Annotated in this window: 18 protein-coding genes and 1 pseudogene; 13 read left to right on the top strand and 6 right to left on the bottom strand. The window is 66.2% G+C overall.

Translation table 11 applies throughout. The features are described 5' to 3' along the window. The 4 genes from G3N94_RS33490 to G3N94_RS33475 form a co-directional block, all read left to right on the top strand. Window positions 1–815, top strand: an 815-nt coding sequence (locus G3N94_RS33490) for an SDR family NAD(P)-dependent oxidoreductase (protein ID WP_205798001.1), incomplete at its 5' end; no start/stop codon positions are given. A 53-nt stretch (window positions 816–868) separates the two neighbouring features. Further along, window positions 869–1,774: a metal-dependent hydrolase gene (locus G3N94_RS33485; RefSeq protein WP_205797999.1), complete on the top strand. Its 906-nt coding sequence runs from the start codon at window positions 869–871 to the stop codon at window positions 1,772–1,774. Window positions 1,775–1,846: 72 nt separating this feature from the next. After that, window positions 1,847–2,134 carry a hypothetical protein gene (locus G3N94_RS33480; protein WP_205797997.1) on the top strand — a complete coding sequence of 96 codons (288 nt, stop codon included), beginning with the start codon at window positions 1,847–1,849 and terminating at the stop codon, window positions 2,132–2,134. Window positions 2,135–2,385: 251 nt separating this feature from the next. Beyond that, complete coding sequence (locus G3N94_RS33475) at window positions 2,386–2,760, top strand: DUF2917 domain-containing protein (protein ID WP_205797995.1); 375 nt, start codon at window positions 2,386–2,388, stop codon at window positions 2,758–2,760. A gap of 196 nt (window positions 2,761–2,956) precedes the next feature. Here G3N94_RS33475 and G3N94_RS33470 read toward each other — a convergent pair whose 3' ends face one another. Further along, window positions 2,957–3,235 carry a hypothetical protein gene (locus G3N94_RS33470; RefSeq protein WP_205797993.1) on the bottom strand — a complete coding sequence of 93 codons (279 nt, stop codon included), beginning with the start codon at window positions 3,233–3,235 and terminating at the stop codon, window positions 2,957–2,959. A gap of 782 nt (window positions 3,236–4,017) precedes the next feature. On the opposite strand from G3N94_RS33470, the gene G3N94_RS33465 reads away from it, so the two are divergent. Continuing rightward, window positions 4,018–5,319: an NCS2 family permease gene (locus G3N94_RS33465; protein ID WP_205797991.1), complete on the top strand. Its 1,302-nt coding sequence runs from the start codon at window positions 4,018–4,020 to the stop codon at window positions 5,317–5,319. 205 nt (window positions 5,320–5,524) lie between these two features. Here G3N94_RS33465 and G3N94_RS33460 read toward each other — a convergent pair whose 3' ends face one another. After that, a complete protein-coding gene (locus tag G3N94_RS33460) occupies window positions 5,525–5,815 on the bottom strand; it encodes a DUF1488 domain-containing protein (protein WP_124599140.1) in 291 nt (96 codons plus the stop codon). Between the two features lie 243 nt (window positions 5,816–6,058). Continuing rightward, window positions 6,059–6,334: a DUF2964 domain-containing protein gene (locus tag G3N94_RS33455; protein ID WP_205797989.1), complete on the bottom strand. Its 276-nt coding sequence runs from the start codon at window positions 6,332–6,334 to the stop codon at window positions 6,059–6,061. Between the two features lie 163 nt (window positions 6,335–6,497). Here G3N94_RS33455 and G3N94_RS33450 point away from each other — a divergent pair, with 163 nt between their 5' ends. From G3N94_RS33450 to G3N94_RS33425, 6 genes are all read left to right on the top strand, one after another. After that, entirely contained in the window at window positions 6,498–8,393 is a 1,896-nt protein-coding gene (locus G3N94_RS33450) for a sigma-54-dependent Fis family transcriptional regulator (protein ID WP_205797987.1), read from the top strand. Window positions 8,394–8,530: 137 nt separating this feature from the next. Continuing rightward, on the top strand, window positions 8,531–8,830 hold the full coding sequence (locus tag G3N94_RS33445; RefSeq protein ID WP_205797985.1) for a 2Fe-2S iron-sulfur cluster-binding protein: 300 nt from the start codon (window positions 8,531–8,533) through the stop codon (window positions 8,828–8,830). Window positions 8,831–8,929: 99 nt separating this feature from the next. Continuing rightward, window positions 8,930–9,424 carry an SRPBCC family protein gene (locus G3N94_RS33440; protein WP_205797983.1) on the top strand — a complete coding sequence of 165 codons (495 nt, stop codon included), beginning with the start codon at window positions 8,930–8,932 and terminating at the stop codon, window positions 9,422–9,424. Window positions 9,425–9,632: 208 nt separating this feature from the next. Beyond that, window positions 9,633–10,838 (top strand): MFS transporter, encoded by a 1,206-nt coding sequence (locus G3N94_RS33435; RefSeq protein WP_205797981.1) that lies wholly within the window; start codon window positions 9,633–9,635, stop codon window positions 10,836–10,838. Window positions 10,839–10,958: 120 nt separating this feature from the next. After that, window positions 10,959–11,876, top strand: coding sequence for a LysR family transcriptional regulator (locus tag G3N94_RS33430; RefSeq protein ID WP_205797979.1), 918 nt, complete (start codon window positions 10,959–10,961; stop codon window positions 11,874–11,876). Window positions 11,877–12,000: 124 nt separating this feature from the next. Continuing rightward, window positions 12,001–12,630, top strand: coding sequence for a LysE family translocator (locus G3N94_RS33425; RefSeq protein WP_205797977.1), 630 nt, complete (start codon window positions 12,001–12,003; stop codon window positions 12,628–12,630). 56 nt (window positions 12,631–12,686) lie between these two features. Here the strand turns inward: G3N94_RS33425 and G3N94_RS33420 are convergent, their stop codons facing one another. Then, window positions 12,687–13,055, bottom strand: a complete 369-nt coding sequence (locus G3N94_RS33420) for an antibiotic biosynthesis monooxygenase family protein (protein WP_205797975.1) — start codon at window positions 13,053–13,055, stop codon at window positions 12,687–12,689. A 96-nt stretch (window positions 13,056–13,151) separates the two neighbouring features. Here G3N94_RS33420 and G3N94_RS33415 point away from each other — a divergent pair, with 96 nt between their 5' ends. Then, window positions 13,152–13,625 (top strand): MarR family winged helix-turn-helix transcriptional regulator, encoded by a 474-nt coding sequence (locus tag G3N94_RS33415; RefSeq protein ID WP_205797973.1) that lies wholly within the window; start codon window positions 13,152–13,154, stop codon window positions 13,623–13,625. 67 nt (window positions 13,626–13,692) lie between these two features. On the opposite strand, the gene G3N94_RS33410 is transcribed toward G3N94_RS33415, so the two are convergent. Next, window positions 13,693–14,616: a DMT family transporter gene (locus G3N94_RS33410; protein ID WP_205798003.1), complete on the bottom strand. Its 924-nt coding sequence runs from the start codon at window positions 14,614–14,616 to the stop codon at window positions 13,693–13,695. A 149-nt stretch (window positions 14,617–14,765) separates the two neighbouring features. Here G3N94_RS33410 and G3N94_RS33405 point away from each other — a divergent pair, with 149 nt between their 5' ends. Continuing rightward, window positions 14,766–15,620: a LysR substrate-binding domain-containing protein gene (locus G3N94_RS33405; protein ID WP_205797971.1), complete on the top strand. Its 855-nt coding sequence runs from the start codon at window positions 14,766–14,768 to the stop codon at window positions 15,618–15,620. Window positions 15,621–15,955: 335 nt separating this feature from the next. On the opposite strand, the pseudogene G3N94_RS33400 reads toward G3N94_RS33405, so the two are convergent. Continuing rightward, window positions 15,956–16,092 (bottom strand): annotated as a pseudogene (locus G3N94_RS33400) (branched-chain amino acid ABC transporter ATP-binding protein); the annotation flags it as partial.

Here is a 16,092-nt window from a genome sequence, read left to right as displayed (position 1 = left end):
TCAGCGGCAAGGTCGCGGTCGTCACCGGCGCGGGCAGCGGGATCGGCCGCTGCGCGGCGCTCGCGTTCGCGCGCGAAGGCGCGGAGATCGTCGCGGTCGACATCGACCAAGCGGCCGCCGAGCGCACCGCGCTGCTGGTCCGGCTGATCGGCGCGCACGCGCATGCTCGGCGCGTCGACGTCGGCTCGGCCGACGAGATGGAAGCGCTGGCCGACTGGGTCGGCAGCGCGCTCGGCGGTGCGGACGTCGTGATCAACAACGCGGGCATCGGCATGGCGGGCGGCATTCTCGACACGAGCGCCGCGCACTGGGAGCGGATCCTGCACGTGAACCTGTGGGGCGTGATCCACGGCTCGCGGCTGTTCGCGCAGCAGATGGCCGCGCGCGGCAGCGGCGGCCACATCGTCAACACCGCGTCCGCGGCCGCGTTCGGGCCGTCGCGCGACCTGCCCGCGTACGCGACGACCAAGGCCGCCGTGCTGATGCTCAGCGAATGCATGCGTGCGGAACTGGCCGGCAAAGGCATCGGCGTGACGGCCGTCTGCCCCGGCTTCGCTGAAACCGGAATCATGGCGTCGACGCAATACGCGGGCGCCAATGCGCAGGACGAAGCGCGCCTGCGCAAGCGCGCGACGAAGCTCTACCAGATGCGCGGCCTGAAACCGGAAACCGTTGCACAGGCGATGGTCGACGGCGTGCTGCGCAACCGGCCGGTCGTCGCGGTCGGCACCGAAGCGCACGCGCTGCGCTTCGTCGGCCGCTTCATGCCGTGGCTCGGCCGGATGATCGCCCGCGTCAGCATGGCATCGCATTGACGGCACAACAACGGCGCAACAACGCTGCAACACCGCCGCACAGGGAGACACACATGACCGCTACCGCCGACTACCACCCGATCAAGGCCCGCCACGTGAAGTTCGACTTCAGCGACACGCCGATCACGTGGGTGCCGAACGATCCGGGCAGCACGCACATCATCAACACGCTGAACCTGCTGTTTCCGGAAGGCGAGCTGTGGTTCTGCCGCGTGTACAACAAGGCGCTGCCGCAGATCACCGACGCACGCCTGCGCGACGAGGCCGAAGGCTTCCTGCGGCAGGAGGCCGTGCATTCGCGCTCGCATGGCGGCGTGCTCAAGCACTACTACGACCGCCACGGCATCGACACGAAGCCGTTCACGCAGAAGCTCAACTGGCTGTTTACGCGCGTGCTCGGCGAAGCGCCGTTCGGCCTGAAGATCGGCCATACGCGCTTCTGGCTGCGCCAGCAGCTCGCGGTGATCGCGTCGCTCGAGCACTTCTTCGGCTACCTCGGCAACTGGGTGCTGAACGCGCACGGGCTCGACGAAGGCCACGCCGATCCGACGATGGTCGACCTGCTGCGCTGGCACGGCGCCGAGGAAGTCGAGCACCGCACCGTCGCGTTCGACATCTACCGGCACCTGGGCGGCACGTATCCCGAGCGCTGCCTGCACATGGCGTTCGTGATCGTGCTGCTGCTCTACTACATCACGAAGGGCGCGAAATTCATGTACCGGCGCGATCCGGCCGCGGGCCGCTATCCGGGGTTCGCGCTGGCGTGGTGGCAGGGCTCGCGGCGCGGACACCTGCCGTCGTTCTGGAAGGTGATCGGCGCGGCGCTGCGCTACTTCAAGCCGGGCTACACCCCGCACCACGAAGGCTCGACCGAGCAGGCGCTCGAGTACCTCGCACGGTCGCCCGCCGCGCAGGCGGCCGCGCACGGCGGCAACTGGGGCGCGACGAAGGGAGCGTAACAAAAGCCAAAGCGCACGCACCGCCCGGCGAAATGCGTACAATCGCGGCTTCATTTTCCCGGAGGTGCCGCGATGGCCATGAAGAAAACCGATCTCGAAAAGAACAAGGCGCTCAAGCTGACGCACGCGATGAAGCAGTCGGGCTCCGCGCGCTTCGGCAAGGGTTCCGAAGCGGCCACCCCGCTCGACCGCCGCGCGCAGCGCAAGCTCGACCAGGAGCAAGGGCTCGTGCCGTTCGCGTGCAAGCTCAATGCCGAGCTGGTCGAGCAGCTGAAGGTGCGCGCGGCCGAGCACCCGAACGGGATGACGGGCCTGCTGTCCGAACTGCTCGTGAACGCGCTCGCGCAGCGCGACGCGTAAGCCGCGCGTATCTCGAAATTTCCGTTGACAACGCAGCGCCTGCACGACACACTCGTTCGCATGCCTACGTTCAAGCTCGTCGCCATCGCGATTAATCACCGAGTGAACGCCCATTGGGGCGAGTCACCGGAGGCGCTTGTGCGTTAGCATCGACAGCAGTACCGCATGTCACACAAGGCCTCGCCGGAAACGGATGAGGCCTTTTTGTTCTGGTGCACGTCATCCGCCCGGCTCAACGGATGGAGATGACGATGGACCAAGCCCGCCAGTTGTTTGTTCGTCCCGATCTGCGCCGCCCGGACGCGATCGCATTGCCGAGAGTCGTGATTCACTTTGCCGTCGCGCCGCGCAAGACGCTGACGTGGCGCGCGCCGAACGATGCCGAAATCCGTTCGCACGACGCGCCGCTGTGGCTGACGCGCGTGTCGAGCGTCGACGATTACTGGATACGGCCCGGCGACGTGCTGCGCATTGCGCGCGGCGAACGCATCTGGCTGAGCACGGATGCCGACCGGCCGGTCGAGGCATCGATCACGACTGTGTACGTGCAGCGCGACACGCGATTGCGGCGCGCGCTCGCACGGATGCGGCACATGATGCGCGGCGTCTGGCGAAGGCGGGAATGATGCGAACGCTGTCACGCGCAAACGGCGCGTGATGACGCTGTGACGAAACTCACGCAATTACAGAACGCAACTGCGGTACGCAACTGCAGTACGCAACTGCGGTACGCAACTGCGTGAACGCACCTGCGATGCATCGCAGGTGCGCCACGAATGACGCGGCACGCCGATGCGTGCCGCGAGCGCTCGCGCGCCGACATCAGGTGCTGGCGGCGAGACGCGGGCCTGTGCCGCGAGGACTGGATTCGATCTCGGGACGTTGCGACGCCTGCGCGCTCACCCAAGGATCGATGCCCTGCTTCTGCACCTCCTCGAGAAAGGACACGCGCGCGCGCCAGTAATCCGCTTGTAATTTCGCATCGATGACGCGCTGCTCGGCAGTAAACAGTTCCATGCGCGCAGTGACGAGCATCGACGCAGCGGTTTTCTCCGGTGTGGGAGCGTGCCGCATCGCCCAACGGCTGATCCAGTTCAACATGCTGACCTCCGTGAAAACGGACAAACCCGCATCGGGCAATCGCAACCGGCCCCGCGCCTGCCCGTACGCGCAACGGCCGCCGCCACACTTCACGCACTGGCGCTGCACGGGCCGTCGACTTCCCCGGCGTCGGCGGCGATCGGCCCGGCGTGTGTGCGCGGAGTCTCTATCCTAGAAAGAGTTGCCGGTTAACGCGATGTGGTCTTGCAATCTTTTACACAGAAACCACAGTCCGCACTGCAGCACGATATGACTGTTGCGGGCGGAACGGCTTCGGAGCAGCATAGCCCGATGCCCACGGTGCGCCGGACTGACGAATCGAATGCATCGTTCCGCGCCCGCGTGCGCCGCTGTCGCATGCCACCTGGCACCTGCCGCAATTTGCACCGCACGTGCGCACTGCTTCCGTTCAGCATGCGGCCGCTCCGTTTCATCCGCGTGTCGATGCTGGCGACACACTTGCGCACGTCGTAGCTGCGCGTATGCCGCTGCCCGCTTTGCACCCGCGTTTGCACCCGCATTCCGCCGCTTCCCCCTTTCCGCCGCCTTCTCCGTGCGAACCGGTAAAATGCGCGCCGCCGCGCGGCCACGCTGTCAGTCTTGCCGTGCCGTCCGCCGATCGCGCCCCACGACTATATCGTCCGACCTATCCCGGCTATTACAATCCGCCGATAGACCGGCATTAGTGGCTGGTTACATTACGCCGACCGTGCACGGTTGGCCGCGCATACAACAACTCGACTCAACAAGCAACACGACAACCCGACCGGAGAAACGTCTTCATGGAATCCATCAAGCGGTATTTCGGCTTCGAAGAAGCCGGCACCGACTTCCGCACCGAAATACTCGCGGGCGTCACTACGTTCCTGACGATGGCCTACATCATCTTCGTGAACCCCGCGATCCTCGGTGACGCGGGCATGCCGAAGGAATCCGTGTTCGTCGCGACCTGCCTCGTCGCCGCACTCGCGTCGCTGATCATGGGCCTGTATGCGAACTACCCGATCGCGTGCGCGCCCGGCATGGGCCTCAACGCGTATTTCGCGTACACCGTCGTGAAAGGCCTCGGCTTCTCGTGGCAGGCCGCGCTCGGCGCCGTGTTCATCTCCGGCTGCCTGTTCCTGCTCGTCACGCTGTTCCGCGTGCGCGAAGCGATCGTCAACGGCATTCCGAAATCGCTGCGGATCTCGATCACCGCAGGCATTGGCCTGTTTCTCGGCATCATCTCGCTGAAGACGTCCGGCGTGATCGTCGGCAGCCCGGCTACGCTCGTCACGCTCGGCGACCTGCACAAGCCGACCACGATCCTCGCGATCATCGGCTTCTTCACGATCGTCACGCTCGACCACCTGCGCGTGCGCGGCGCGATCCTGATCGGCATCATCGGCGTCACGATCCTGTCGTTCTTCTTCGGCGGCAACGAATTCCACGGCGTGTTCTCCGCGCCGCCGTCGATCGATGCGACGCTGTTCAAGCTCGATATCGGCGCCGCGCTGTCGACCGGCATCATCAACGTGATCCTCGTGTTCTTCCTCGTCGAGCTGTTCGACGCAACCGGCACGCTGATGGGCGTCGCGAACCGCGCGGGTCTGCTCGTCCACGGCAAGATGGACCGCCTGAACAAGGCGCTGCTCGCCGACAGCACCGCGATCGTCGCGGGTTCGGTGCTCGGCACGTCGTCGACGACTGCGTACATCGAAAGCGCGTCGGGCGTGCAGGCCGGCGGCCGCACCGGGATGACGGCGCTCACCGTCGCGGTGCTGTTCCTCGCGTGCCTGTTCATCGCGCCGCTCGCGGGCGTCGTGCCCGGCTATGCGACCGCGCCCGCGCTGCTGTACGTGTCGTGCCTGATGCTGCGCGAGATGGTCGAGGTGCCGTGGGACGACGCGACCGAAGCCGTGCCGGCCGCGCTGACCGCGCTGCTGATGCCGTTCACGTACTCGATCGCGAACGGCGTCGCATTCGGCTTCATCGCATACGGCGGCCTCAAGCTGCTGACGGGCCAGGCGCGCCAGGTCAAGCCGATCGTGTGGCTCATCGCCGCCGTGTTCCTGTTCCGCTTCTTCTATCTCGGCAGCGAATGAGCATCACATGACGCGCCGCGCCGCATGACGAAAAACGCCATCTTCGGGTGGCGTTCGGATTGCTGACGAACCCCTCGTTTTTCCAAACGAGGGGTTTTGTTTTTTCATCCGCGCTTCGCGCGCGCACGAACGCCGTCCGTGCCGATACGACACGGGCGCCATGCATGACGCTGGCGCCCGCTCGACCGACACCCGGTCTTCAAGTTCAAGTCCGCCAGTTCGCCTCGTAGAAGCGTACGTAGCCGCTACGCAGGGTCACGCATTGCGCGCGTGTTTCCGACAGCAGGCGCCGCGCCGCCGCCTCGATGCGATCCCGGTGCATGTCGAACGCACCGACCATATCCTCGAAACGCGGCGATGCCGCGCCGAAGTGGTCTTCGAGCGCCTCGGCGGTGATGTGGCATTGGACTCGCTCGCCATTGACCAACGCCGGAAACGCGAGCGTCAGTTCGCGCCCCGAATACTCGGGCGCCTCGTTCGGGAAATTGATCTGCATGGGAGCCGCCTCGACCGACCGGTAGAAAATGAATGACCGCGTACGTCGTCCGCTACCGGCCGGACGATGTGCTCGCGGGCAGACCGGCAGTGGCACACCGCGCGGGAGTAAGGCGCGGACAATGCGTACCGGTTGCATTCACTTTAGACGGTTTCGCGCAGGAGGCAAATTTTGCGGCACGCGTCATTCCGACGCGGTGTTCGTCAGCACAATGGGTGATCCGGCACCGGATCCGGGCCGGCGTCAGTGCGGGTCTTTCGGCCACACGTTCAGCGCGATCGCAGTCGTCGTAATGCCCAGCGCGATTGCTGCAGTGCCGTAGCGCACCGCGTCTTCCAGATCGAACAGGAGGCCGTGGATCGCGACCGCGATACCGGCCAGCATGATGAACGTGGCGATTGCCGCCAGTACGACCCTGAGTTCCGTCCGAACCATGATGCGTCTCCCGAACGGATGCATGTCGCGTCGCATGCATGTTGCGATGCGGAACACGGCGCGTGCGTGCTCCATTTCCATCATTGCAGGCGCCATTCCAAAAGCAAGCGGAATTTGTACGCGGTCGCGCAACGCGAGCGGCGCTTGTATGATGAGGCGTACCGGCGTACCCGCGCGGCCGGCTCCGCGCGGGGTACAACGTTGCGAGCGCGGAACGCACCTCGCCGACGGAAACTGGAGACACGAAATGCCGCAATCTTCCGTGCTGCCCGCCACCGCGGGCCGCATCGACCTGCTCGCGCAGGCGCATGCCCGTTCGACGGCGGTCGGGCTGCGCGCGGACGAGCAGCCCGATTTCTCGCCGCTGTCGCGCATCGCGCTGCGCGAGCTGATCGACACCCATCACGCGCTGTTCGCGCATGCGCGCCCGGTGATGGAAAACCTCCATGCGCAGATCGCCGACACCCAAAGCCTCGTGCTGCTGACCGGCCCGGACGGCGTGATCCTGCACAGCATCGGCGACGCCGACTTCATCGAGAAAGCCAACCGCGTCGCGTTGTGCCCGGGCGTGTCGTGGGCGGAAGGCGCACGCGGCACCAACGCGATCGGCACCGCGCTCGTATCGGGGCAGGCGCTCGCCGTGCACGCGTCGGAACACTTCCTGCGCGCGAACCACATCCTCACCTGCTCGTGTGCGCCGATCGTCGACCCGTTCGGGCGCACGATCGGCACGCTCGACGTGAGCGGCGATCCGCGCGGCTTCAGTCCGCATACGCTCGCGCTCGTGCGAATGTCCGCGCAGCTGATCGAGAACCACCTGTTCGCGAACCAGTGCGCGGAAGCGCTGCGCGTGCGCTTTCATGCGCACGAGGAATGCATCGATTCGCTGTTCGCGGGCCTCGTCGCGTTCGGGCCCGACGGCGGGCTGATCGCCGCGAACCGCAGCGCGCAATTCCAGCTCGGCGCGACCTTCGACGCGCTGCAGCACCAAGGCTGCGACGCATTGTTCGGCATGCGCTTCGGGATGCTCGCGCAGCAGGCGGCCCGCGCACCGGGTGCGCTGTTCCGGCTCACGCTGTCGAGCGGCGTGCGCGTGCTCGCGCGCTGCGAATTCGCGGACGCGCAGAAAACGGCCGTCGCCGTCACGCCGGCCACCGTACCCGCTGCGCGCACCCGTGCGGGCGATCCCGACGCGATCACGTTCGCGACACTCGACACCGGCGACACGCGGATGGCCGCCGTGCTCGAACGGGTCGCGAAAATCCGCGGACGCGACCTGCCGCTGCTGATCCTCGGGCAGACCGGCACCGGCAAGGAATGGCTCGCGCGCGCACTGCATTACGCATCGCCGCTCGCGGACGGCCCGTTCGTCGCGGTCAACTGCGCGGCGCTGCCCGATTCGCTGATCGAGGCCGAGCTGTTCGGCTATGAAGACGGCGCGTTCACCGGCGCGCGCAAGCGCGGCAGCCCCGGCAAGATCGTGCAGGCCGACGGCGGCACGCTGTTTCTCGACGAGATCGGCGACATGCCGCTCGCGCAGCAGGTGCGGCTGATGCGCGTGCTGCAGGAACGCGCGGTGATGCCGCTCGGCGGCGCGCGCGCGGTGCCGGTCGACGTGCGCGTGGTGTGCGCGACGCACCGCGACCTGCGCGCGATGATCGCGGCAGGCACGTTCCGCGAGGATCTGTTCTACCGGATCAACGGGCTCGCGGTGACGCTGCCGCCGCTCGCGACGCGCACCGACCTGCCGGTGCTCGTCGAACGGATACTCGAGCGTCTCGCGCGCAGCGAGCCGATGCCGCGCCGGATCGCGCCCGACGTGCTCGCCGCGTTCGCGCGTCACCGCTGGCCCGGCAACCTGCGGCAGATGACCAACGTGCTGCGCACCGCGGGCATGCTGGCCGAAGACGAATCGGAGATCGCACTCGCGCATCTGCCCGACGATTTCTGGCTCGACTGCGACGCGCTGCCCGCGGAGCCGCACGCGACAGCTGCGGCGGCGGCCGACGCCACGACGCTGCTGGATCACCAGGCGGCAGTGATCGGTGCGGCGCTCGCGCGGCACGGTGGCAACGTGTCGGCGGCCGCGCGGGAACTGGGGCTCGCGCGCAATACCGTGTACCGGCATCTGCGCCGGCACTGACGGAGCGCCCGCTGGGTAGACGGCGGATAGGCGGCGGATAGGCGCCGGGCGGGTGGCGGATGGGCGGCGGGTCGGCTGCAAACGGGTTCGGGTATGCTTGGCGGCTTGCCGTGACCGATTTGCCGCTTTTTTCCGACATGACCGAACCCGAACGTCCCCCAACCGTGTGCGTCGAACCGCTCGGCGTGTGCTTCGACGCGCCCGACTCGCTGACGCTGCTCGAGGCAGCCGCGTTCGCCAACGTGTCGCTGCCGCGTTCGTGCCGCAACGGTACGTGCCGCACCTGCCTGTGCAAGATCGTCAGCGGCAGCGTGCGCTACACGATAGAGTGGCCGGGGCTGAGCCGCGAGGAAAAGGCCGAAGGCTATACGCTGCCGTGCGTGGCGGTCGCGACGTCGGACGTCGTGATCGACGTGCCGGACGCGGTCATGCGCTGACGCGCGCGGCGCATGACCCGCGATGCGCGACCGTTGCGCGCGCCCGCCGTATGGCCGTGGATCATTTTGCAGTGGATGAACGCACTCATGGAGAACGTCATGACCCAGCAGACCGATCGCATCGAAAAGCAGACCCTGTTGCCCGCCCCGCTGGAGCGTGTATGGGAAGCCGTCAGCAATTCCGGGGAATTCGGCCGCTGGTTCGGCGTGACGTTCGACGGGCCGTTCGTCGCCGGCCAGCGGCTGTTCGGCCGGATCACGCCGACGACCGTCGACGCGGATGTCGCAAAGGCGCAGGAGCCGTATGCCGGCGCGGTGTTCGAAATCGCCGTCGACCGCGTCGAACCGAAGCACCTGTTCGCGTTCCGCTGGCACCCGTTCGCGATCAATCCCGACATCGATTATTCGAGCGAGCCGATGACGCTCGTGACGTTCGCGCTCGACGACAGGCCGGACGGCACGCTGCTGACGCTGACCGAATCCGGATTCGACCAGCTGTTCGCCGAGCGCCGTGCGAAGGCGTACGAGATGAACGACCACGGGTGGACCGCGCAGATGATGCTGATCGGCAAGTATCTGGCGAAGCACGCTTAAGGTACGGGCGGTACGGGCGGTACGGGCGGTACGGGCGGTGCGGGCGGTGGGCGGTATGCGGTGTGCAGCGCCACATCGCATCGGGCATCTCGCCGCCCACGGTCCGATTGTTTCCCCGCCGTCAACACTGGGATGAATATTCACCCAAGATAAGACACACGGCCATGAATACGCTGTGAGGACTTCCAGCCTCACGAGACCGTATTCCATGTCCGCCACCGATGCTTCACCACGTGCCCTGTCCATTGCGCTGCTCGCGATTTCCGCGTTCGTCATCGTCACCACCGAATTCCTGATCGTCGGCTTGCTTCCCGCGCTCGCGCGCGACCTCCGGATTTCGATTTCAACCGCCGGGCAGTTCGTCACGCTGTTCGCGTTCACGGTGATGCTGTTCGGCCCGGTGCTGACCGCGGCGTTGTCGCACGTCGAGCGCAAGCGGCTGTTCGTCGCGATCATGTTCGTGTTCGCCGCCGCCAACACGCTCGCGGCGCTGGCGCCGAACGCGTGGGTGCTCGCAATCGCCCGCTTCATCCCCGCGCTGCTGCTTCCCGTGTTCTGGGGCACCGCGAGCGAGACCACGAGCCAGCTGGCCGGCCCCGATCAGGCCGGCCGCGCAGTGTCGCAGGTTTATCTCGGCATCGCCGCGGCCACACTGTTCGGCATCCCGCTCGGCACCGTCGCAGCCAACGCGATCGGCTGGCGCGGCGCGTTCGCCGGCCTCGCGGTGCTGTCGCTCGTGATGGCCTTGTCACTCGCGGCCTTCATGCCGATGCTTGCGCGACCGGAAAGAATGCGTATCACCGCGCAGCTAGGCATCGTCGGCGATCGCCACGTCATCGCGAACGTCGCATTGTCGGTCGTCGTGTTCACCGCCATGTTCACGGCGTACACGTATCTCGCCGATCTGCTCGAACGCGTCGCACATGTGCCGCCCGCGCAGGTCGGCTGGTGGCTGATGGGTTTCGGCGCGGTCGGACTCGCGGGCAATTGGCTCGGCGGACGCTGCGTCGATCGCCATCCGGCCGGCGCAACCGCCGTCTTCGTGCTGCTGCTCGGCATCGGCATGGCGGCGAGCGTGCCGCTCGCGTCATCGGTTCTCTGGCTGGGCGCGGCGCTGGCCGTGTGGGGCATCGCCTATACGGCGCTCTACCCGGTCTGCCAGGTGCGCGTGATGAAAGCCGCATCGCATGCGCAGGCGCTGGCCGGCACGCTGAACGTGTCGGCCGCCAACGCGGGCATCGGCCTCGGCGCGATCGTCGGCGGCTACACGATCGAGCGCAGCGCGCTCGCCAATATCGGCTACGTTGCTGCGGCGATCGCGCTGCTCGCCGCGCTGATCGCGCTCGCGATCGGCCGCCGCCGGCCCGCGCGCTTGAACGCTGGCCTTCGTGTGCCGGGTGGCGCCGGGCAATAGCACGAACCATGCGGTGACGCCGCGTTTCGCCCGCCGCTGGCCACAGTCGAACGACATTTCCACCACGCAACGGAAATTGCAGGGAGAATTGAGCCCTCATTCACGCTAACGCGCGCGCTGATGTCGACAGAACGTCTCAAAGGGATCGAAGTCTTCGTTGCCATTGCCGAAGCCGGGAGCTTCACGGCCGCGGCGGAACGGCTCCATCTCACGACCTCGGCGGTCAGCAAGAGCATCGCGCGGCTGGAAGCGCGGCTCGGCGCGCGGCTCTTCGAACGCACGACGCGCCGCCTCGCGCTCACCAGCGCGGGCGAGGCGTTCCATCGCACCTGCACCCGCATCATGGCGGACCTCGAAGCGGCCGAAATCGATCTTGCCGCCGAGCACACCGAACCGGCCGGCCAACTGCGCGTGGACCTGCCCGTGACGTTCGGCCACCTGCACGTGCTGCCGCTGCTGCTCGACTTCGCCGAGCGTCACCCACGCGTGAAGCTGCATACGTCGTTGACGGACCGCTTCGTCGATCCGGTCGAGGAAGGAATCGACCTCGCGGTGCGAATCGGCGACGTCGCCCCGCTTTCCAGCCTGCTCGCGCATCGGACCATCGGCCGGGAGCGCGTGATCTTCTGTGCGGCGCCGCGCTATCTGGCGCAACGTCCGGCCATACGCGACGTGGAGGATCTCGAGCAGCACGATTGCGTGACCTACGGCCGCGCCGACGGCAGCGTGAGTCCGTGGGTCATGGCCGGGGCGGACGGACAAATCAGACGCCGGACCATGAACGGCCGCATCATCGTCGGCAGCGGCGAAGCGCAGGTTCAGGCGGTGAAGGCCGGTTTCGGAGTCGCTCAACTGGCGACCTGGATGATTCGCGACGCGCTTCGCAGCGGCGAACTGGTCGACGTGCTGCCCGCCTCCGCGACGACGGGGTTGCCCGTCAACCTGATCTGGCCGCGTCATCGCGAACGCTTGCCGAAGGTCAGCGCGATGCTGGAATTTCTGGATCGCGCGTTGCGCGTGATCTGCGCGGGAGACTGAAGCGCGCGTCGCGGAGATGCGACGCAGATGCAGCGCAAATGCGGGGCGGTCCAGCGCAGCGTCGACGCCGTCGTGGCATGATTGCCGCATCAAGCCACGCGGTATCGACTACACGGAGCGACGCATGTCCGTTCAGACCTGGATTCTCTTTGCAGCGGCCTATCTCGCCACCACGTTGTCGCCGGGGCCCAACGTGCTCCTCGTCGTCCGGAATACCGTGCGGTACGGCAGCCACGGCACGGCCGCGACCATCGCCGGCAATCTGGTTGCGCAAGGGGCCGTCGTCGTGCTCGTCGCGCTGGGCGTCGGCGCGTTGCTGGCCGCGATGCCGCCGCTGTTCGTCGCGATGAAGGTCGTCGGCGCGCTGTACCTGATGGTTCTGGGCGTGAGGCAATTGCGCGGCCCGCGAGCCGGTTCCGATGCGACGACCGGCGAAACGCCCGCCATCGCGCCAGACCGGAAGAAACTGTTCCGGGAAGCGCTGCTCGTCTCCGGAAGCAATCCGAAGACGCTCATCTTCCTGTCCGCGTTCATGCCGCAGTTCATCGCGCACGATCGCCCGCTGGCCATGCAGTTCGTCGTGATGTACGCGACGATCGCCTGCACGGTGATGCTCGTTCATAGCCTCTACTCGGCCGGTGTCCATCGATTGCATCGAGGCTTCCGCATGAGCCGCTGGATCCAGGCGATCAAGCGTGGCAGCGGGCTGCTGTTCGTCGGGATGGGTATCAAGCTGCTCACGGCGCGACAATGAAGGGCAACACGGTAACGCGCGACGGATAGCGCTCGCTACGCGGGTCCCGCCGCGGCTCAATCGACACAGATCCCCTCCACCGCCACCTTCCGGAACAGATGCGGCGACGCCACCGCCGACGCCGGGTACCCGGACAACTTCGAGCGAAACTCCGGATGCATGAACGCCGCGCGAAACTGCGCGGTCGATTCCCAGATCGCGTAATTCAGATAGGTCGGACGCTCGCCGAGCGCACGATGCAGCTGCGTCGAGATGAAGCCCGGCTGCCGCTTCATGAACGCGGCATCGTCCTGCCAGACCTGCAGGAACGTCGCTTCATCGGCCGCATCCAGCACGAAGAGATTCACGAGCACGACCGGCCCCGCCTCCTCGGCAAGCTGGCGGTCGATCGGAAATTCGGGGTCGAGCGGGCGAAAGTGTGGCATGATCGGCTCCATCAATTTGGTTGCATGATGTCAATTTGACACGGCACAGGTATAGACCATTGACACCATGATGTCAATTTGAATTGATGGTGACAGATGAGAAAGACAAAGCGGACACCGGCGGGCGAGATCCTGACCGATTTCATTCTCGATTTCTTCCGGCTCAACAGCCGGATGCTGGCATCCGGCGATCGGCTGGTCGCCGGGCTCGGGCTGACGAGCGCGCGCTGGCAGATTCTCGGCGCGGTCGCCGGCGCCGGGCAGCCGCAGCCGGTCGCGTGGATCGCGCGCGATCTTGGCGCGAACCGGCAGAACGTCCAGCGCATCGTCAACGATCTGGAAGCGGAAGGCCTGGTCCGCTTCGACGTGAACCCGCACCATCGTCGTGCGCAGCTCGTCGTGCTGACCGACAGCGGCAAGCAGGCCTTCGATGCGGCGATGAACCTTCAGGCCGCGTGGGTGAACCGCCTGTCGGACGGATTGTCGGTGGATGATCTCGACGCGACGCGACGCGTCATTGCCGGCTTGCGCAGGAATCTGGACGCGGCTGACGACAGTGACGCGGCGTAGCGTTGCGTCGAATGCGCGGTGACGACGCTTGAGCCGGACGTCCCCGCCCGACGCGGCGCGACGAATCTCAGCGGCCGGCCGCTTCCATTTCCGAACCCTGCTGCCGCCCGGCTCGCTCGCCCGGTTTGCTCGCCAGCCACACGCCGATCGCAACGACGACGATACCGACCCACGTCGAGCCCTGGATCCGGTCGCCGAACATCAGCGCGGCCCAGGTCAACGTGACGGGCGGCTCGAGATAGACGAGGACCGCCACGCGCGTCGCAGGCATTCTCCTGAGCAACGCCCACAACGACAGGTACGCGACGAAGGTCGAGAATACAGTCAGCCACACGACCGACAACCAGACGCTCGGCTGCGTCGGCACGTGCAGCTCGTGCGTAGCGAGGCCGCACAACGCAAACAGGACGAGACTGACGCAGCCCTGCACGAACAGCGGCAGGAACAGGCCGTCGTCGTTGCCGGGGCCGGCCGCGAGCGCGCGCCGCCGCTGATGGATCGTCGCAAGCGACAATCCCAGCGCGGATACGAGCGGCAGCACGTACATGACGATGCTGACGGACGCGGGCGACCACAGATATTGCCCGCCTGTGACGATGCCGACGCCGATGAAACCGACCACGAGCCCGGACCATTCACGCGCGCCACCGCGCTCGCTGCCTTCGAGCGCGGTCATTGCCGCGGTGATCAGCGGCTGCAACGCGGCGACGATCGCCGCGATCCCCGGCGGCACGCCATTCTGGATCGCCACGTATACGCAGGCCAGATACAGAAACTGCGACAGGCATCCGATCGCCGCGTGATAGCGGATCTTTTCGAGCGTCAATCGCCCGAGCTGCCGGTTGAGGACGATCGCGAGACAGATCGTGACGAGCAGGAAACGCCAGAACAACAGGTTGAAGGCGCCGGCCGTCTCCGCGCCGATCTTTGCGCCGATGAAACCGGAACTCCACGACAACACGAAAACGAACTGGATCAGGAATGGCGGCATGGATACGACGATGTTGAGGATTTCGAATATCGTTCGTCGGGCACGCATCAAGCTCGATTGACGTGGGCGCCTGTTGAACCGAAGATAGGGAGCGCCAGTCATTCCGTCAATCGAAGTTATCTGAATCAGTCATTCAGCGTTTCGAAATCATGCCCCGCACCCTCGACGTCGATCTGCTGCGTACGTTCCATGCCGTCGCAAAGCTCGGCCGCTTCAAGGACGCCGCCGTCCACGTGAATCGCAGCCCGTCCGCTGTCACCGCCCAGATTCAGAAGCTCGAGGAGATGGTGGAACAGCGGCTGTTCACGCGAAACAATCAAGCGGTCGAACTGACGCAGTTCGGTCAAAAGCTGCTTGCCGACACCACGGATTTTCTGTCGAGTCACGATCGGCTCGTCGAGTCGCTGTCCCCGCAGATGTTGACGGGCAAACTGCGACTCGGGATCCCCGACGCGTACGCCGCACGATTCATGGCGGATTTCCTGCCGCGCTTCGCGGCCGACCGGCCATTGCTCGAATTGACCGTGGAAGCGCGCTCCAGTGAAGAACTGCTGCAGCGGTTCGCCCGCGGTCAGCTGGACATCACGATTGCCGTGCTGCCCAAGGCGCCGCCGCACGGAGAACTGCTCGCCAGGACCCATCCCGTCTGGGTTGCCGCGCGCACGTTCACGTTCGATCGCGATGCGCCGCTGCCGATCGCGGTGCAGTTGCCGGGTTGTCCGTACCGGGACACGGCGCTGACCGCGCTGAAGAAGCACCGGATCGCGCATCGGGTGCTGCTCGAGAGCGCGAGTTCGCCGGCCGTCGAAGCCTGCATCGCAAGCGGCCTCGCGGTGGGCCTGATCGAACGCGATCGCGTATCCGGCAATCTGACGACCCACGTCGCGGGGATCGTGCTGCCCGATCTTCCGCCGCATCTGATCCATGTCCTGGCGGACGACGGCAATCGGGCCGCGCTCCATCTGCGCGACGTGTTGAAAAGCACATTCCGAATCGGCCCGTGACGCGTGGGCGTGTTGCGGCGCCGCCGCTGTCGCAGCACGCCAATGTTCGACGATGCACGACAGCCGATCGGAAATGCGGGGCCTGACAATACGGAAACCCCGAAGGAAGTCCATCCGGAGCGAGCCTGGGGAGTTGAACAGTCAAGATGTAGCCAATCAAGCTACGATCGTAGCCAAATCGACTACGAATTCAATCCAAGTCGGCGTACCGCTCGCCATGCGGGCCACCGTTGGGAAGACTTTGAGAAGACTTCGACAGGACGTTGCGAAGCTCTGGCGTACCTGTCATCAGCAAGCAACGCCGCCGATCCGGCCCGGATCGGCGGCGCCTGCCATCATCCGCCCAGATAAGCCTGCTTGATCCGGTCGTTCGCGAGCAGGTTCGCGCCCGTATCCGCGAGCACCACGCGCCCCGTTTCGAGCACGTAGCCGCGATCGGCCACGCCCAGCGCCTTGTTCGCGTTCTGTTCGA

It is taken from the genome of Burkholderia sp. Ac-20353, assembly GCF_017104785.1.
Classification (GTDB): Bacteria; Pseudomonadota; Gammaproteobacteria; order Burkholderiales; family Burkholderiaceae; genus Burkholderia.
Note: the sequence above shows the minus strand (reverse complement) of the source record. Positions and strands in the feature narration are given on the sequence as shown.